The sequence below is a fragment of the Hallella multisaccharivorax DSM 17128 genome (genome assembly GCF_000218235.1).
Lineage (GTDB): Bacteria > Bacteroidota > Bacteroidia > Bacteroidales > Bacteroidaceae > Prevotella > Prevotella multisaccharivorax.
Window position 1 is genome coordinate 981319 of sequence record NZ_GL945017.1, and the last position, 19587, is coordinate 1000905.

General features: G+C 47.3%; 13 protein-coding genes and 1 pseudogene. 5 read left to right on the top strand and 9 right to left on the bottom strand.

Annotated elements, in window-relative coordinates; translation table 11 throughout:
- The first annotated feature begins 31 nt into the window (after window positions 1-31).
- Window positions 32-2359, top strand: a complete 2328-nt coding sequence (locus PREMU_RS04445; protein ID WP_169311309.1) for an ABC transporter permease — start codon at window positions 32-34, stop codon at window positions 2357-2359.
- Between the two features lie 29 nt (window positions 2360-2388).
- On the top strand, window positions 2389-3063 hold the full coding sequence (locus tag PREMU_RS04450) for an ABC transporter ATP-binding protein (protein ID WP_007573452.1): 675 nt from the start codon (window positions 2389-2391) through the stop codon (window positions 3061-3063).
- Window positions 3064-3320: 257 nt separating this feature from the next.
- Here PREMU_RS04450 and PREMU_RS04455 read toward each other — a convergent pair whose 3' ends face one another.
- Window positions 3321-4031, bottom strand: coding sequence for a DUF421 domain-containing protein (locus PREMU_RS04455; protein WP_007573454.1), 711 nt, complete (start codon window positions 4029-4031; stop codon window positions 3321-3323).
- Window positions 4032-4403: 372 nt separating this feature from the next.
- Between PREMU_RS04455 and PREMU_RS04460 the strand changes: the two genes are divergently transcribed.
- Together PREMU_RS04460 and PREMU_RS04465 are read left to right on the top strand one after the other, a co-directional pair.
- On the top strand, window positions 4404-4820 hold the full coding sequence (locus tag PREMU_RS04460) for a hypothetical protein (protein ID WP_007573455.1): 417 nt from the start codon (window positions 4404-4406) through the stop codon (window positions 4818-4820).
- A 136-nt stretch (window positions 4821-4956) separates the two neighbouring features.
- A complete protein-coding gene (locus tag PREMU_RS04465) occupies window positions 4957-5742 on the top strand; it encodes a DUF481 domain-containing protein (RefSeq protein ID WP_007573456.1) in 786 nt (261 codons plus the stop codon).
- Here PREMU_RS04465 and PREMU_RS15955 read toward each other — a convergent pair.
- The 6 genes and pseudogenes from PREMU_RS15955 to PREMU_RS04490 form a co-directional block, all read right to left on the bottom strand.
- Window positions 5740-5920: pseudogene (locus PREMU_RS15955) on the bottom strand (group II intron reverse transcriptase/maturase); the annotation flags it as partial. The gene PREMU_RS04465 and the pseudogene PREMU_RS15955 sit on opposite strands and share 3 nt — an antisense overlap.
- A 180-nt stretch (window positions 5921-6100) precedes the next feature.
- Window positions 6101-7561, bottom strand: coding sequence for an arylsulfatase (locus PREMU_RS04470; protein WP_050796355.1), 1461 nt, complete (start codon window positions 7559-7561; stop codon window positions 6101-6103).
- A gap of 55 nt (window positions 7562-7616) precedes the next feature.
- Window positions 7617-9545: a RagB/SusD family nutrient uptake outer membrane protein gene (locus tag PREMU_RS04475; RefSeq protein WP_007573458.1), complete on the bottom strand. Its 1929-nt coding sequence runs from the start codon at window positions 9543-9545 to the stop codon at window positions 7617-7619.
- A gap of 55 nt (window positions 9546-9600) precedes the next feature.
- Window positions 9601-13068, bottom strand: a complete 3468-nt coding sequence (locus PREMU_RS04480) for a TonB-dependent receptor (RefSeq protein WP_007573459.1) — start codon at window positions 13066-13068, stop codon at window positions 9601-9603.
- Between the two features lie 78 nt (window positions 13069-13146).
- On the bottom strand, window positions 13147-14154 hold the full coding sequence (locus tag PREMU_RS04485; protein WP_007573460.1) for a FecR family protein: 1008 nt from the start codon (window positions 14152-14154) through the stop codon (window positions 13147-13149).
- Between the two features lie 36 nt (window positions 14155-14190).
- Window positions 14191-14793 carry an RNA polymerase sigma factor gene (locus PREMU_RS04490; RefSeq protein ID WP_007573461.1) on the bottom strand — a complete coding sequence of 201 codons (603 nt, stop codon included), beginning with the start codon at window positions 14791-14793 and terminating at the stop codon, window positions 14191-14193.
- A gap of 164 nt (window positions 14794-14957) precedes the next feature.
- On the opposite strand from PREMU_RS04490, the gene PREMU_RS04495 reads away from it, so the two are divergent.
- Complete coding sequence (locus PREMU_RS04495) at window positions 14958-16121, top strand: sensor histidine kinase (protein ID WP_007573462.1); 1164 nt, start codon at window positions 14958-14960, stop codon at window positions 16119-16121.
- A gap of 94 nt (window positions 16122-16215) precedes the next feature.
- On the opposite strand, the gene tig is transcribed toward PREMU_RS04495, so the two are convergent.
- Both tig and PREMU_RS04505 read right to left on the bottom strand, forming a co-directional pair.
- Window positions 16216-17577 (bottom strand): trigger factor, encoded by a 1362-nt coding sequence (tig, locus tag PREMU_RS04500; RefSeq protein WP_007573464.1) that lies wholly within the window; start codon window positions 17575-17577, stop codon window positions 16216-16218.
- 664 nt (window positions 17578-18241) lie between these two features.
- Window positions 18242-19579: a glycoside hydrolase family 27 protein gene (locus tag PREMU_RS04505; protein WP_007573466.1), complete on the bottom strand. Its 1338-nt coding sequence runs from the start codon at window positions 19577-19579 to the stop codon at window positions 18242-18244.
- Window positions 19580-19587: the final 8 nt, after the last annotated feature.

Sequence of the window (19587 nt, forward strand, 5' to 3'; positions counted from 1 at the left end):
TCGACGGGGTCAACACAACTTTTCAAAGATTGTGTGCTTGGGTCTGGGCCTTGCCGTGAGCCTCGTCATCATTGCCGAGGTGTATTATGAACAAACTTTCGACACGTGGTTCCCCGATGCCGACCGCACTTATATCATTCGGGAAAACTTCAAAAATGCCGACATGGCCGACATGCAGCAGTACAACCAGACCTCGGGTGCCATTGCGCCGGGCGTGAAGCGCTATGCACCGATGGTGGAGGCAGCCACGCGCTACCTCAACTGCTGGGGCGACGAGACGCAGCTGCGCATGGACGATCAGCACACCCTGCAGTCGGGCCTGACCCTTGCCGACAGCTGTTTCTTCGATGTCTTCCCCCGCCGCATCCTCGTGGGCAATGCCAAGCAGGCTCTGTCGACGAAAAACCAGGTGCTCATCAGCTCCGACCTCGCAAAGCGTATCGGCGGTAATGTGGTAGGCCGTCATTTCACCATCGATGACACGCCGGGCGTGACCTTCACCATCGCCGGGGTCTACGAAGCTTTCCCCTGGGGCTCCTCGCTGCACGGACAAGACGCCTTGCTGTCGCTCTGCTCCATCGGACAGTTCTCCTACGACGGGCGCAACAACTGGATGGGAAACGACTCTTATCACTCCTATATCCGACTGGTAAAAGGACATGATGCCGAAGAGCTGCAGCCCTACGTGCAGAAGATGATGCAGGACAACCTGCCTGTGAAGGAGCTGCAGAAAGCCGGCGTGAAGTTCAACTATACGTTTCAGACGCTGAACGACAACTACACCAGTGACCCTTACGTGAAGATGATGAAGTGGATACTTTGCATCGTGGCCTTCGTGCTGTTGTTCTCTTCGGTGATGAACTATCTGCTTATCGTCATCAGCAATATCGTGGGACGCAGCCGTGAGATGGCGGTCAGAAAATGCTTCGGTGCCGAGCGACGGAACATCTATGGCCAGATGATGACGGAGGCCACTGTGCATGTAGGTCTTTCCGTCATCCTCGCTGCTGTGCTGGTCCTGCTGTGCAAGGGCAGCATTGGAGCATTTCTCTCAGCACCCGTCACCATCCTGCTCTTCAATCGTGGCTCGTGGATTCTCGTACTCATCATCGTTGCCGTCCTTGCTGTGGGCGGCCTGGTACCGGGCTGGCTCTACAACCATACGCTGGTGACAGCCGCTTTCAGAGGTTGGCAGGAGAACCGCCGTCACTGGAAGTTGGGACTGCTTGCCGTGCAGTTTGTCGTTGTGGGATTGATGCTCTCGTTGCTGGCAGTGATCAACCTGCAATATAATAAGGTGCTAACGTTCAATCCCGGCTATGACTACAGCAATGTCGCCATCATCAATGTGCAGGGTGTGAGTGCTGACCAGCGGCACGACCTGCTGACCGAGCTCCGCCGCATGCCGGAAGTGCAGCTCACTGCCTCTGCCCACCAGCTGCCTATCGATGAGTGGTTCGGATCCGGCAACGATGTCATGCTGCCAGGCAGTCCGAAGAGCCGGTTCAACGCTACCGACCTTTACAGTGTGGACGGAGGCTTCTTCCGGTTGATGAATCTGCCCATCGTGCAAGGCACCTTTTTCACCGACCGATCCGACAGTAACTGGCAGGTGATGGTGGATCAGGCCTTTGCCCGCAAACTTGCCACCATGGCGCACTGGAAAGACGGCGTGGTGGGCAAGCACATCTCCATCACTGAGCATTGCGACTCGCTCCATCCTGCGATGACCATTGTAGGCGTGTATCACGACATACAGCTCGGTGGAGTCAATCATGCCGACGATATGAACAGGCCCTCGATGCTGTTCTACAGTCCTCACACGGAGGAGAATATGCTGGTCAAGACCAACAACCTCACACCTGACTTGATACAACGCATGCAGGAGAAAGCCGAGCGGATGTTCCCCGGCAAGAAGATCTATGTGAGAAGCTATGCCGTGGAATACGGCAATCAGTACACCCAGCAGAAGAACTTCCGCAATGGTATCCTTGTGGGTGGACTTGTGGTGCTCATCATTGCCCTCTTTGGGCTTGTGGGCTACACAAGCGACGAGGTGAGCCGCCGCAGCAAAGAGATTGCTATCAGAAAGGTGAACGGTGCCACGGTGACGAACATCCTGCGGATGTTCATCGGGAACATGCTGCCTTTGGCTGCGCTGAGTGTGGCAGTGGGGGCTGTCGGCGCATGGATGATTGCTGCCCAGTGGCTGCGGAATTTCACGCAGCGCATCACGCTCTCGCCCTGGATCTTCCTGATTGTGATGATCGTTATCCTGCTCATCGTATTGGTGACCATGATGCTGAACTGCCATCGTGTGGCGAATGACAACCCGGTGAAATACCTGAAAGACGAATAAACAAAAGAACGATATAAAAAAGTAAGAATATGCTTAAAGTAAAGGATTTATCAAAAACGTTCCGCACCGACGAGGTGGAGACGATCGCATTGGACAAAGTGAGTTTTGAGGTGAACGACGGTGAGTTCGTCGCCATCATGGGACCGTCGGGCTGTGGCAAGTCGACGCTGCTCAACATTCTCGGTCTGCTCGACAACGCCACCAGCGGCCAGTACTGGCTTGGTGACAAAGAGGTGGCATCGCTGAAGGAGAACGACCGCACGGCCCTGCGTAAAGGGCGGATAGGCTTCGTGTTCCAGAGCTTCAACCTCATCGACGAGCTCAATGTAGAGGAGAATATTGCCCTGCCACTGACCTACCTCGGCATTCCCAGGAGCGAGCGCAGGAAGAAAGTGGAGAAAGTGATGAAGCGCATGAATATCTCGCATCGCGCCAAGCACTTCCCTCATCAGCTCTCGGGCGGACAACAGCAGCGCGTCGCCATCGCCCGCGCCGTGGTCTTCGGTCCGAAGCTCATCCTTGCCGATGAGCCTACCGGTAACCTCGACTCGAAAAACGGTGCCGAGGTGATGCGGCTGCTCACAGAGCTCAACCAGGAAGGTACCACTATTGTTATGGTAACCCACAATGAGCATGACGCTGAGCAGACCCATCGCATCATCCGCCTCTTTGACGGAAAAGTCGTGGAGAGTCAGCAGGATTGATACGTACCTGGACAACGGGAGCCGCTCACCGGTCTCCCACCACTTTTGCTGGGCAGGGCCAGGTGGTGAACTGAACAGAGCTGAAAGGATTTTCCTGTACCGAGACCTCTGCAAAACTCTATTTACTTCGAAACAGTATAAAATGGACCATCAATAAGTTGCATTCCTTAAAAAAATCTCACAGAAGAGTTTTACAGAGGTCTTGTATTGTAATAATCAGTCCAGACTTACCTTTCAGTATAATGGTCATGGAGGGACTATACCTGTGCGTTGTCAGGATCGATTTCATCTGCATCTATCTCTTCTTTCCCACGCTTTACATGTCCCTCAAACGTAACAAAGTAAAAACCTTTTCGGGGTGTCCATTCCATGCAGAACAGTTTTGATGGACCGTCAAAGCCGTTGCGCTTGATGGTACGAACCACCCACGTCTGTGACTTTTCACACTGAGCAAGGCTGCTCTCTACGATTTCTCCATTATTGACGAGCAGGAAGGAATATGTAGTCTGACCTGGCGAAAGTACCGTAACGGCACCATTTGCCTCAAACAGTACATCCTCGACATCGAACATGGAGAAGATTCCTTTCTGCCTTAACATCAATCGGAACTGTTCCATTTCAAGACTGTTTCGTTTGAAATTCTTGAAGTTGATGATACCATCCTTCACGAGGAACACACTCTCTCCTTTAATAAGATGGCGCAACATCGACGAACGCATGGCAAAGCGGACAAGCATGTTGAATGCCGTCCAGATTGCCAGGGCAAAGATAAGATGCCATATTGTCATATCCGGATTATACAGAACACCACCGACCAGTGCGCCGATTACGAAAGCGCTCACTGTGTCGAGCGGTGTCAGTTGTCCCATCTGCGCTTTGCCTGTTATGCGCAGGAAAGCCAGAATTCCAATCATTCCCGTAATAAGCTTTACGGCAATAGCCCAATAGGGCTGCAACAATTCAATCATCTTTTTTAATTTTAATTTATCTGTCTATTATATAAGACAAATTGGTGCAAAATTAATGTTTCCGACTAATATATACAAGGAAACAAGCTAAAGAAGTCATCCTTCTCCGTACTACCACATTAGGGTAGCTCCGTCTTCAGAGCAATAAAAATATATTTTTTTGCAGGTTCAGAAATACAGCCGGCTCTATTTAAGTCCACCCAAAGCCGGCCGGACGTGAGGGAAGGCGGGGCCTGACGGCTGGGTCACTTTGACTTTCCTGACTATTTCCCCTGATTATTTTAGTGAGATAGTTTAAAAAACAAGGATAAATGTTTGTTTATTCAAAATAAATATGTATATTTGCAGCGCAATTCTAAATAGATTTAAAATATGAAAAGATTATTATTGATGGGAATAATGGCTATGTCAGTTATCACTGGCTCTTCCCAAAACGCTGCCACGGTCAACAATCTGAAGGAGCAACAGAAGGTGCTCGATTTAACAGCAAAGTTGAATAAGCTTCAGCTTGACTACGAGAAAGAGAAAGCTACCTACAATGCCCTCAGCGACAAGGCTGCCAGTGTCAACGCCGATGCAAATTCTGCCACGGCAGATTTCACGACATCCGATCCTTCAACCACTGTAAAGCAGGCAAAGGATACGGTGAAGAAACTTGAGGAGACAAAATCCGTCAATAAGAAACTTGCCAAGAGCCAGAAGAATATGAGTAAGATGGAAAAGAAGATGGTCAAGCTCCAGGCCCAGATTGATAAATTGAACAAAGGAGTTCAAATCATTGACAAATAACAGCGTGTGATAATCATGTTCAGGTAGGAGAACAGACAAGTTTGCCGGTTCTCCTTATTATTATGTCTTTACGGACAGGTGAGAGTGCCTGTTCGTAAAGGTTATAAGAGTATACTTTCCAAGAAGACGAAAACCCATGAAAAAGAAATTACTTTTCGTCCTATTATCGGCATTTCTATTTCATCTTCCCACTTATTCACAGATGCTCTTTTCGGAGAATATGACGATGAATATAGACAGTACGAAAACCATACAGGGATCACTGCAACCGGTATTAGACTTCAAGACAGAAAAGGAAAACGTGCTCACACTCAAGAATACAGCCAATCTCAACCTGCTGATCAAGCACAGGCGTGTCGTTAACCTGATCAACAAACTGGAGTTCTCTACCTATGGCAAGAAGGTTACGGTAAGCGGCGGCTACGTACACGCTGAATACCGCTATTTACTAAGTCATGCCTTTGAGATTTATCCTTATGCAGAGTCACAGTGGGCCGAGAGCCGTGGCATGGAGTACAAGATTTCCATGGGATTACAGTCACGCCACAGGCTGGTAAACAAAGAGAAGTTTCTCATGTTTGCCGCCGTCGGACTATTTTACGAGTTTGAGAAGTGGGAAGACCCCTCTCCCGCCCCGGCTCAGCTTCACGCTTACAGCCGTAGTATAAAGACTCATCTGTCTGTCAGTTGTAAGCATCATCTAGGTGACCATTGGGAGCTGACAACCACAGCCATCCATCAGGCTAAACCTGACAGCTACTTCAAGGCAGCACGCTTCGGAGGCGCTGTAGACCTGAAATATAACATAACACCGAAAATTGGCATCAATGGTGCCTACCGCCTCATCTATGACACAGATCCTATCGTCCCTATCAGGAAAACTTACACTACGGTGGAGGTTGGGCTTAACATCGCTTTCTAAATAGTTGCCTTGCGGCGTGCCTTTCTTGCTCTCCACGAACAATTCGCTTACCATCACACACCGCTTCGAAGATATATATGTGTATAGGCGATGCAACTCTCCCCTCCCATATTGTTCGGGAGAGTACTTCTATGAGCTTGCCGTGGCTCATTGTATCGAAGGAACGCTCCAGATCAAGAAGGAAATAGGTGGATTCAACTATCAAGTGCGAATCTTCTATTCATTCCGTTTTGTAATATCACGGAAATTGTGTAGCTTTGCTCTGAAATCAAATGTTTGTACATAAGCAATGCAAATATAATTGATTTTGTTGAGGGTGTGTCAAAAGTTAAAACTTTGGCGTACCCTCCTGTGATGATTATGGTGTCGGAAGTGTCACTTTGTAGTCTGGACTCTTTTGGTGTTGGCTCAGAATGATGATCACCATTTGCTTGACAATGTCGGGATGCAAATCCGCTACGTCGTGATCCTCGTGCAGATCGGTATGCAAGTCGTAGAGTCGCGGCTTGCCCTTCACTACAACCATCTTCCAGTTGCCCATGCGTAAGGCCATTTGGTCAGTCTCGCTAAACTCCCAGTAGAGCCAGGGATGCCGCCGCTGTCCGGTACGTCCTAAGAGCGTAGGGGCAAAGGAGATGCCGTCGAAGCTGTGGATTTTCTTCATGTGGGCTAACTCACAGAAGGTCGGCATTATATCGTAGAAAGCTAACTGATGGTCGTTAACCTTTCCGGCCTCAACGTGTCCTGGCCACCAAACGATGAAGGGGATGCGAATACCGCCCTCGTAGCATTGACGTTTCAGTCCGCGCAGTTTACCGTCACGTCCGAAGAATGCGGGGTCGGCGCCACCCTCCTCATGCGGGCCATTGTCGCTGGTGAAGAAGACGATGGTGTTTTTGTCGAGCCCTTTCCGTCTGAGTTCAGCTATGATTTCCCCGACGTATGTATCTAAGCGCGTGATCATGGCAGCGAACTGAGCATGGGTATGCTCCACGGCATTGTAGCGTGAGGCAGGCTGTCCGCCCCAGGTTTTGTCGATGAAAAATCGCCGCTTGTAACCCTCTAACAGCGAGTCGTCTGGTTGTGCCAACTCGGCATGTGGCAGGGTATAGGTGAAGAAGCCCACAAAAGGATGGCTGTCGTCTTGCTTGCCAATCCAATCGATCGCTTTATGATGAATGAGATCGGCAGAGTATTGCGTCCGCTTGAAATAGTCTGGTCCCGACATCGGCCAACGGATGTTATCCTTCAAGACCACACGGCTCACAGCCGTGTCACCCTGGCTGCGGCTGTACTCGTTGAGGAAATTAGGAAAATAGAGGTGGGCCTGGAATTGGCAGATATAGCCATAGAACTCATCGATACCCCGCTTGTCGGGTGTAGAGCAGGATCCTTCATAACCTCCTGCCCACTTGCCGAAGAGTCCTGTACGGTAGCCCGCGGCCTTCATTACCTCCGGCAAAATAATGTGCCGTGGGTCGTAAGGCATCTGTCCCACTCGTGCATAGTCCTTGTTTTGTCCATAACTCACCATGGGCGCATCCTGCCAGTACTCCTTGTTGCCGCGCACCAGCGTGTGTCCTGTGTGTTGTCCCGTCATCAGACTGGCGCGTGAGGGCGCACTCACTGGGGCACCAGCGTAGGCTTGCGTGAAGCGCATGCCCTCATTGGCAAGTCGGTCAATGTTAGGAGTCGAGATGTAGGGCTGTCCATAGCAGTGCAAGTCGCCGTAGCCCATGTCGTCGCACATGATGAAGATGATGTTCGGACGCTGTGTCTGTACTTTGTGTCGTATGCCGGCCACAGCGGCAAGGGGCATGGAGGCCCCTAAAAGAATCGGTATTCGGGTATTCATTATTATTTGATTTGATAGTCTATTCCCACCCTGGGTTTTGTTTGAGCTGACTGTTGAGAACCATTTCCGTCGTTGGGATCTGGTAGAGATAATACTTCTCCAGCCATCCTTTGCCTTCAGCCACCGGATTATTAAAGAGAAAGACATTACCATCGGTCAACTTTCCACTATTGCCGTCTGAGGTGCCAGTCTTTTCATTATAGAGCGTCAGCCCGGCAGACTTAGCCAGTGCTTTCGTTGTGTGAATTCCGACAGTCGGACGATTCAGAAACCAGGGTGCCATCCTCCATCTGCGTACATCATAGAAGCCAAAGCCTTCGCCCATCAGTTCAACAATGCGCTCTCGGCGGATCTCCCAAAGGACAGGCTCAACCAATTTACCCTTTTCATCTCCCTTGGGATACCAGCGCCCGCGTGCCGGATCGAAACTATCGTCGATGTCTGTTACCACCATATGAGCTACTCCTGAACGGTCACGTAACTTATTGATGGTTCTGTCAGCAATGGATTGGTCAAATTCACCTAACTCATATTTGGCCTCTGCCTCATTGAGAAGTACCTCCTCAATTTTGAAGATCGGCTTGTCGGAGACATTCAAAGCGCCATTGTTGAAATTCTTCTCCCAGTTATCTGTATTTTTCCAAAAGTAATATCCTGAACGGCAACTGACAAATGAACCAGTACCCAGTCTTGGTATCTCTGGCACCAGGTTCGCTCCCCAATTCTGGTCTGGCAGGCGTTTCATGCCAACGCCAGGATTGCTACAGCTCTCATTTTTCCCCATGATATTGATGTATTCGCGGTCAGTGACATTATCTGTAAAATGCCAAGTTCGATAGCCTTCAGAACCTTGCCCCGCTGCCACTTTATATGGAGGCAGAACGTTGTGATAGAGTCTCGGGTCACGGTCGCGGAACTCGTCATACATTGTCTTGTCACCATGGTAACCGGAAGCAACATTCGAGACAGGTCGTCCATTCTTCATTAGGAAGAGGTTGACAGTATTCTTATTCATCTCTACATAGTGTGATGAGGTGCGCTCAATATAGCTCATATCATGCTGACTCAGATCTGGCACATATTGTTTGTAGAGAATGACACCAGGAATCTTGCTAAGGTCGTCAGTGGTCCACATCTCACCATAACCTGCAGCTGGCTGTCCATCGGTTCCTTTATAGAGTATAGGGTATTCGTTCATTAATAGTTCCGAAGCTCTTACACACTCTCTCAGTAATGACTCATAGTCGCCTAATTCATGGTATTTCTGCCATGTGGCTTCACGCAGTGCAAATCTGGAGATCAGGGCAAGGATACATTCGCGGTCAATGGTATTGACTCCGTCTTTGGCTTTGAAATCTCCAATGTTGTTTTCAGCCCATTTTAAACGTGCCATGATAGAGTCGGTTACAGTCCTTCTGTTAATCCTTGGACCATATGCGGCGTTGTCATTTGCCTGCAGAACAGTGTTCACCCATGGCACATCACCAAAGCGACTCACGAGTTCTACATACCAGTAAGAGTGAAAGAAATACGCAACAGCCCTCCAGTGATTACGCTCTGCAACCGTCATGTTGTTGTTACTTAAGTGAGAAAGCATGATATTTGTCCTACGGATGTAGTTGGAGAAGCTCCAGCCATTACCTGATGCTACACTTGCCACTGTCTGAAAAGCAAAGCGGTTGAAGCCGGTGGAGTATTTTGACTCCAGGTAACCGGCATCCATATCGCTCCGATATTGGCCATACTCTCCCCAGGATGCCAAGGATGTACCTATGGTACCGTCGGTAAAGATGGCATAGCAAGGCCACATGAATGACTTAAAGTTGTCATATGATGTGAAGGCGTTATTCTCGGTTAGGTCAGTCTTGGGCATTTTCTCAAGGAAACCGTCATTACAGGATAGTAATGGTATGACCATCAGTAATATTAGCAAATATTTCGTTTTCATTGTTCTTCCTATTTTATCATTGATAGTTTATAGAAGTGTATCTATAAATATAGAATTAAAGAGTGACATTCACACCGAAAGAAAACGTCCTACGAGAAGGATAGTTCCAACTGAGCGTTTCCGGATCGATACCTTTTTTTAGTGAAGAGAAAGTAGCTAAGTTCTCAATACTGAAGAAGAGTCTCAGTTGGTAGAAAGACAAGACATCGACAATACTCTTGGGAAATGCATAGGATAGTGTCACATTTTTGATTCTGAGATATGCAGCATTTGACAAATAACGATCTGATACTCTGTAGTTAGAGCTCATATTGGCATAGTCCCCATAAATGCGAGCATATTTTGCTCCGGGATTAGCACAGGTGTAATCACCGTTAGCTTTGTCTTTAGGACGCCAGTAGTTTTCCAGCCCCTTATACAATCCTATGAATTTATAGTCAGAATACATGGGGAAGGTCAAGGTGTTGGCAATCCATGCATCGCGCTTACCAGTTCCTTGTATAAACATGCTGAAGGAGAATCCCTCGTAGGAGGCTCCCAACGTCAGGCCAAAGAGATAGCGCGGCAAAGAGTTGCCGATACGGACGCGGTCACCTGGATTGGCCAATGTGTTATCGCCAATTGTTATCATATTAGTGCCGCGTTCGTCATCCTTTAGATTCTTGAACTTAATGTCACCCGGACGCGGATTCACTCCGTCGGGCTTGGAAATGCCATCTTTGAGTTTCCAGCTCTTTAAGTCGGTGAAATCGTCAATCGTGTAGAAGTCATCGAAGAGAAATCCCCAGATTTCACCTAATTGCTCTCCTTCGTAATAGCTGGAGAGGAGCTTCGACTCGTTGGAATCATATTTTGTAATAATAGACGTATAGTCAGAGAGATTAAAACTGATATTATAGTTAAACTTACCGATATGATCACGCCATCCGATGCTGAACTCCCATCCTCTTGTCCGCATGTTGGCGGTGTTCTCGTAGGGCGCATCAGCACCGATCACGGCAGGTAGTTGTACACCGGGAGCCAACATTCCGTCGGTATTGCGCTGATACCAGTCAAAGGTGAAATTTAGGCGGTTGTTGAGGGCAACGGCATCAAGACCAAAGTCTAATGTGTGAACCTTTTCCCATGTAAAATCAGTACTCACAAGATCGGGAAGAGTCGACACTGCTGTGGTGTATTGTCCATTAATGAGCCAGCCTCCGTATTTATTATTGATACTCATCGTGGGGATAAAAGCATATGGAGAGATATTCTGGTTGCCAATCATGCCATAAGAAACGCGTAGTTTCAAACCATCAAGCCAAGTACGTGTGCGTCTTATGAAGCTTTCTTCAGCAACATTCCAACCAGCTGATACGGAAGGGAAGAATCCAAAGCGATTGCTCTTTGGAAATTTGGAGGATCCGTCATATCGCCCATTCACTTCTAACAAGTAGCGAGAGTTGTAATCATAGTTGACGCGAAAGAAACCACCACGTACAGAGTAGTCTCTGTAACTGTCCTTTGCTATAAGCGTGGATGTACCGCCTCCCAGGGACGGAACCCCAATGACGGCCTGACCATAAGAGGTCGCGGAGATTTCATCAAAAGAGCTGGACTCCTGGTTGAAGCCTGCCATAAACTTGAAATGATGATCTTTTATCGGCTCCCAACGATAGGTACCGTAGATATTGAGCGCATTATAATTTGTCGTATTCTTTAGTTTTGTCAGATAATCAACAGTGGGAGTAGTGTCTACGCCTCCTTGCACGGTGGTATATTTCTGTGATCCGGTATACCATGAGTAGTCATAATCTTTCCGGTCAAAGGTGTATTCGAGATCAATCTCTAGATTCTTGATTGGTTTCAGAATGGTCTTGAGGGAAATCCTTGGATTGCTTGTCATGGACCTTGATGTATTTGACCATTGTATCTGGTTGTAAGAAGTGAAGAAGGGCACACCGGAGCTCTGTTCCTCAATTTCCGCGGGCATTGTTCCCTCTGGGTAATAGGTTGGAAGACGAGTAGAATAGATGGCATCCAGTGCAGAGGCAGGTAGAGTGTTCTTATTTCGTGCGTAAGAGATATTAGCCTCTTGGGTTAGCCATGAAGTGACATCAGCAGAGATAAAGCCGTTAATGTTTTTACGGACAAACTGATCTTTATTCGTTATCAATACACCATTGGTAAAAGTATAGCCTGCCGAAAGTCTGTAGCGGATATTCTTTGTGCCTCCTGAGGCCGAGATATTGTGGGTCTGTTGAAAGCTGGTTTCCATCATCTTCTTGAAAGGGTCATGCTCATGTAGATAGTAGATGGCACCATCCGTATCCTTGTATAAGCCGTCACCGTAAACCTGCATGCCGGAAGAATTACTTTGGTATTGTGTGAGCAGTTCGCGCCAGCGCCTGACACTTGGGGAACCAAGCGTCCAGAATTGGTCGCCTGCAGCTTCCGAGTAAGCCTGCAGATAGGTATCTAGATCCACTTGCTCTGGCAGGTTGATGGCATTGCTGAATGCAATGTTATTATTATAGTTCAGGCGGAAGGAGCTGTTGCTTTGTGGGTGTTTAGTCGTAATCAGAATGACACCGCCGGCAGCCCGCGCTCCATAGATAGCAGCGGAGGCAGCATCCTTCAATACCGTCACGGATTCAATGTCCTCAGGGTTCAGCATATCCATTGATCCCTCGACATTGTCAATCAAGACAAGTGGGCTGATGGCAGAACCGGAACCAATAGAGTAGGCTCCACGCATCTGGAACGAGCGGCTCTGTCCGGGTGCATTGCCGTTACTATCAGCCAGCAATCCGGGTGCTACGCCCAGTAATGCATCACTGGCTTTGGTCAAGGGGCGGTCTCCAAGGGCCTCGTCCATCTTTACTGTCGTGACGGAGCCTGTCAGGTTGGCTTTCTTTTGTGAGCCGTATCCCACAATCACCACATCACTTAGTGAATGGGCCGCTTCTTCGAGTTGTACCTGGAGGCGATTATTTTCTCCTACCGTCAGCTGACGGTCTGCATAACCGAGATAAGACACTTTTACGCTGCTTCCCTGAGGTGCGTCAAAGACAAACTCACCGTTAGCATTGGTGATGCTTGTCGGCTTGCCATTGACGGTAACTGTTGCCCCGATTATAGGATTTCCAGTAGGATCTTCGACAGTTCCAGTATAATGACGTGTATCTTTCTTCTCTTCCTTCTGATGGACGTCAGGAGTTCCAGTTGTGTTTTGCCGAGCATGAATGACAATAGTCGAAGGTGGAACAATTTCATACGATAAATTGGTTCCTGCCAAGGCAGCATCCAGCACTTTACTGACAGGTGCATTGCTAAATTGCAAGGTAACACGAGGTGCCTTGTTTACCATCTCACTACGGTAGGAGAATTGCCAGATAGTCTGTTTCTCGATTCGGGTAAACAGTTGGCGGAGAGTAGCTTGGTATACAAATACCGTTACATTGGTACCTTTCGCTTGCACCAGAGTAGAGCACAGGCACAAGAGGCATACCATGAGTAGATACTTAGTTCCCGTTCTTTTCATAATGTTTTTAGTTTATTTTGATAAGTCAATAGGGTAGACGTAGCAGATAGGGAAAAGTACCAAAGGATTACTATTTTTTCACTTATTTATTATAACTACATTTCCTTTTATGCTATAATTGAATCCGTAGGCTATTTTTAGAATACGCAAGGCACTGTCCATTGAATGGGTTGGCAAGGAACCGGTGAAGTGATCAGTATGATGCGATGGCATACCTGAGAAACAGACATCGTAGCATTCTTCAAGCTCATGGATAACGGTCTGAAGTGAAGCATCTTTAAACTTCATCTCCTCGCGTCTCCATGCGCTGATGTCTGCCTTATCCGCTTTGGGAGCGATGGTGATGTGCCCGGTCTTATAGGTCAATTCTGCCATTTCTCCAGGTCTTACAAGTTGGCTTTCGCCTGTTCTCTCAGCTTTTAGTGAGACCAGCCCTTTATCGAGCGACAATTTAGCCATTTTGTCACTCTTACGGGCTCGCAAGCAGAAATTGGTGCCAAGAACCTGCACAGACAGTTCTTGCTGACGGATCATGAAGGGTGCCTTCTTGTTATGGGTGACTTCAAAATATGCATCTCCATCAAAAGCTATTTCGCGTTTATTGGTGCCGAATCTGGCAGGAAGATACACTAAGCGGCTGTTGTGGTTCATTGTCACCTTCGTGCCATCAGGCAAGACGATGGAAGCTTTCTCTCCCCGCTGTGTCAGAAACGTTACAGTCTTTCTGGATTCTGCTGTCATCTGTTGATAAAAATAAATAGTAGAAAATAGCATCAATGGCAGAAGTATGGCTGCTGCCAAGCTGAACCATTTGAGAAGTGCGATTGACCATCTATGGGACTTCGTACTTGCAATCCCCCGAGTTTGACTGTAGGTAGACAGCCTCTCGTCAATTACTCGTTTCATTTTTCTCAGCCTGCTACTGTCGTCAACAAAGATTTGGTCAGCAGCCTTCGAAAACCAGTCTTCCTGCAGATTGTACGCAATCTCGATATCAGACATCTTATCGAGCTGTTGCTGTAACTCAGACACTTCAGAAGGGGTCAATATATTATTGGCATATTTCTTTATGATCTCTTTCATCATTTCAATCGTTGTGAATGGACGTTAAAGGTAGACGAATTATTCTATCGAAAGTACCTCAAAAAAGATAAAATACATCATTCCCGCTCCCCCCAATTCTTTTCTAAGTCGTTTCAGTGCCAAAGAGAGTTGGTTCTTCACGGTTTGCATGCTTAAGCCGGTCTCGGCCACGATCTCCTCATTTCTTAGCCCTCTCAACTTCGATAGTCTGAGAACCCTCTGTTGGGTAGGAGAGAGTTTATCGATGGCTTGATTCATCCGTTTCACAAACTCATCGTATTCCAAATGGCTGTCAGTCTGTTCTATAGCCATTTGCTCTTTGCACTCTAAATAAGAAACATACTCTGGAGTTTTGATGCGTTTTCTGAAGATGTCGATAAGTTCATGGCGACAAATGGTGAATAGTATAGGCTTTATGCTATCTTTTCGTTTGAGATTTCTACGATTCAGCCATAGTCTGACAAATGTATTCTCCACGATTTCCTCTGCGTCAAAGGTCGATTTTGTATAGCGGAGACAGAAAGCAAAGAGACGACTGGCATACATCTGATATATAGTATCAAAAGCTTTCTTTGATCCTATAGATAGCTCAGATATCAACAGTGTCTCATTGTTATGTGAGGGTTTGGGAGGACTGGCCATTGTAGATTCTTTGTTTGGATGTCTATCACGTGCATGCAAAATTAAGTAAAATCTTTTATAACTACTCTCTTTGAGTTAGGAAAATATGTAAAATGCGTTTCCTATACAGTGTTAACAAACGCTACCACGCAATAAAATGTGTAATGTTACGTTGTAGTTACTGTATGCAATGGAGTGGACGAAACAGTCAAATCAAATTTATATTAACGTTGTCGGCTATCGTGGTAGTCGTCTGCTCTCTTTTTGTCTCCAACCGGCTTACCAATGATCTAAAGCGCGAGGAGCGTAACCGTATGGAGGTGTGGGCAGCAGCAATGAAGTCTCTCAACAACGCTGATGAGTATACGGACATGAGTCTCGTGCTGAAGGTTCTCAACGAGAACGAGTCTATCCCAGTGGTGTTACTTGATCAGAATGGTACGGTCACTGATTTCCGAAATGTACGTCTTCATGCTGATAATCACCGTGATAGCCTGAGCGAGGTGCGACAGATTGCTTTGAATAGTATAGCTTCTGGTCATGTTATCAGAGTCTCTCTTGATGCGGATGGACGACATTATATTAATGTGTGCTATGAGGAATCGCTTATCCTCCGAAGGCTTACTATCTTCCCATATATTCAACTTGCCATTGTTCTCATCTTTGTTCTGTTGGCTGTTTTTGCCCTTATTGCCTCAAACCGTGCTGAGCAGAACCGTGTGTGGGTGGGGCTCTCTAAGGAAACAGCCCATCAGTTGGGTACTCCTATTTCCAGTCTGATGGCGTGGACGGAGGTGCTTCGTGAAGAGTATCCCAATGATGATCTTATCCCTGAGCTCGACAAGGACGTGCGCCGTTTGCAGCTCATCAGCGAACGATTCTCCAAGATAGGCTCTGAGCCGGAGCTGAAACCTGCGCGCCTCTCTGAGGTTCTCGCCCACGTGACTGATTATATCAGCCGCCGTACGAGTCACTCTGTGTCGATTATTTCCAAGTTGCCTGAGTGCGAAGAGACGGTGAATATCAACGAGGCACTCTTTGAATGGGTCATAGAAAACTTGTGTAAAAACGCCGTCGACGCCATGAACGGGGGTCCGGGAACGATTACTATTGCTGTCTTTCAGACACCGGAAGAGGTCGTCATCGAAGTCTCCGACACAGGTAAAGGCATCAGTAAACAGCATCTTAAGTCGGTGTTCAATCCTGGCTTTACAACCAAAAAACGAGGTTGGGGGCTTGGTCTAAGCCTTGCAAAACGTATCGTGGAGCAATATCATCATGGCCGGATCTGGGTCAAAGGCTCCGTCGCGGGAAAGGGAACGACGTTCAGGATAGAGCTTAAAAAGTAAAAAATCCTGTCTACATACGGGACATGCAGACGGGATTTGTTAACCATATAGACACTTCTTTCGAAGATTAATGGGAAGATGATTTGTCAGAGGATTAGGCCTGCTCGGCTGTCACCATTTTGTTGAAGTCCTCGAGAGAGATCTCCTTGTGGTTGAGCTTCACGACGGGTTTGAGAGCAGCTACGAGCTTCTCGTCGAGCGCACGCTCAGCGAACTGGTTAGTAGTACCCTTCTGCTTGAGCAACTCATTAGCGTAGTTGTCAACATACTCGTCGCCGACATTCTGCATGCCGTACTGAGCGAACTGAGCACGAGCGATCTCACGAGCAACGTTCTTCACGTCGTCGTCGTTGACCTTGATGCCAACCTTAGCACCGAGCTTGTCCTTAGCCAGGCTCCATGTGAGATCCTTGAGACTTGCCTCATAGTTCTTATTGATGAACTCATCGTCCTTGTCCTTGTTGTTCTCCTTGAGTACACGCTTGAGCAGAGCATCAGGATAAGTGAGCTGACCAACCTTCTCCTCGACATACTTGCGCAGATCCTGCAGGAAGCGGAAGTCCTCGTCGGTAGTGAGCTGCTGCTTTACGCCCTCGCGAATCTTCTCACGGAAGGCTTTCTCGTCCTTCACCTCATCTTTTCCAAAGACCTGATCAAAGAGCTCCTGGTTTACAGCGTGCTTCTCGAAATGCTGCACCTCGGTGATCTGATAGCTGAATTCGCCCTGATACTCATCCTTTTTCTCCCGGTTTACTTTGAGAAGCGTGGCCACCTCAGCACCGCCGGCATAAGCCTTGTGGGGGTTGAAAGTGATGATATCGCCGGCTTTGGCACCCTCAAACAACTTTTTCTGGTCGTTGTCCTTGAGGTATTGGGGCATCACCGTAGCACCCTCCACCTTGAGGCCGCCTTCCTTGGTATTACCCTCGGCATCGAGCTCACGCAGGTCGCCCTTGAGCACGTCGCCCTCCTTGTATTCCTCAGCTTTCTGGTAGCTGCCGAAGCGGGAGGCAAAACCTTCCACCTGCTGGTCGATGAGCTTATCGTCAACCGTGATGTCGTAATAGTCGATTGTATCCTTGTCGGTGAGTTCGATGTCGAACTCGGGCGCTACGGCGATGTCGAACATGAAGGTGTAGGGAGCTTCCTTCTCCAAGTCGACGGGCTTCTGCTTCTCAGATCCCATCGGCATACCCAACATACTGATCTTATTGTCCTGGATGTACTTGTTCACCTCGTCGGAGAGCTTGTGGTTCACCACGTCCATCTTCACGGCATTGCCGTATTGACGGCGGATGAGACCCATCGGCACCTGACCAGGGCGGAAACCTGGTACATTGGCGTGCTTGCGGTAATTCTTAAGTTCTTTCTCAACGTCGTTCTTGTAGTCGTCCTCCTCGATGGTGACGGTCAGCAGGCCGTTTATCTTATCGGGGCAATCGAATGATACTTTCATTGTCTTATTTCTATTTTTTAATTATATATCTTTCTTGCCAACTGTGCCTTGCACTCTCCAATGCACAATTGATTTGCAAAGTTAGTGCTAATTGACGAAAGTACCTAATATATAATGTTTAAAATGTGTTTTTTAACGGGAATCGTACGGTTTTCGGGTTGATAAGGACCCCGGGGGAGGATTACTATCTGAACATGATGATTTCCTGTACAATCATATGATGGTTACAGTGCAATTGCATGTTGATCACTGTGACATCACGATGTGATAAAAGTTTTAATAGTCTTACTTTTCACCTACACCCTTTTCCTCATAACAAGCTGTTTGTCAGCCTCTTTATTTCAAAATTACCTACACTCTGCCTACACCCCCACGGTGTAGGCAGGGTGTAGGTGAAATATGCCCTAACTTACAGATTACAAATTATTTAACGCAAAAGGTGTAGGTGGTAAGTAAAAAAGTAGTCAAAATACATAGGGTTGGGTGATAGTGCAGGGAAGGGCTTCATGCCCTTCCAAAGAAAATGATCCAACCGATAAATCATTGGTCAAACATTTCGTGTGGGCCGGTATAAAGGTATTAAGCGCGGCCTCTACACTATGGGATAGACAAGGGCGGCCTTTTGGCCGCCCTTGTCTTAAGGAGAAGATCTAATGCTTATTCGTTATCGTGATAGCTTCACAAGAATGGATGCGTGTGGTTTAAGCGTATAACTGAACGAGCCTTTAACCTTTCCCATCTTTTTATTAGCCCACATATCAGTTACGTTATATGAACCTTTCAAACCGAGGGTAGATAGTTGTACACTCAATTTTTCATTTTCATTGTCTCCAATATTGAATAGTGCAAGATACGTTTCTCCCGCATTTTCATTTTTAGATGTAACAGCGAGTTTTGTATCTGTAAGGAACAGTTGTCGTGTACCGGTAGATTCATTGTGCATCCTTAGAACGTCTTTATTTGTAAGAAGAGATAGCGTAAATGGATCCATTGTAGGCAAATCTCCACCATACATCAAGGGAGAACGCATGATGGTAAAGAAAGACATGAGACTATATTGCTCGTCTTTGGTCAGTTTAGTCATTCGATCGTCACCACGTTCACCACGAATAGCAAGATGTCCAAGCGGAAGCATGTCACAGTCTGGCCAGGAGCCTCCACCAATATATGGATACCAGGCTGTAGCCACCTTCATTAAATGTGTCACATCACTCCATACATCCCAAACATCATTCACCATTCTCCACATGTTAGTGTGACTATCCACATGCTTCGCAGCGGCGATAGGTGTTTCACCGGGAGACACGCTCAATACCATCGGCCGACCTGTCCTGTCAATAGCTTTTCTGATCAGATCAATCTCATCTTCATGATATGTAGGAGCAGAAAGATCATCAATCTTTATAAAGTCTACACCCCAAGAGGCATAGAGCTCCATGATAGAGTTATAATATTCTTGGGCTCCAGGCTTTGAAGCTAAGATAGTATAGTTGTCATGCAGCCATTTACATTGACCGTCTGTGGTGGCTATCTGCCTGGCAGTGATGCCTTTAGTACCCATTATGAGCGTATTTCGGATATACGCTGCTTTAGGCAGTCCACGCATGATGTGAATTTCGAACTTCAGGCCCTTGGAATGAATATAATTAGCAAGAGGCTTGAATCCTTTTCCTAAGGCAGAAGATGGAAACTTGTTCTCTGCAGGCATATACCTTCCGTACATGTCAACGTTATAGATGGGGTCTTTTTCATTGTATCCGTGTCGTTTTGTGTTGGCAACAAACCATCGGATGTCTACTACTATATACTGCCAACCGTAAGATTTCAAATGGTCTGCCATATAGTCGGCATTTGCCTTGACCTCTTCTTCTGTTACTGTGGGACCATAACAATCCCAAGAATTCCATCCCATAGGTGGTGTTGCTGCCCACTTCAGAAATTCTTGTGAGCAAGACGGTAACACAAACACCATTGATAGGAGGAGAACAATCGTTTTCTTCATGTTCAATA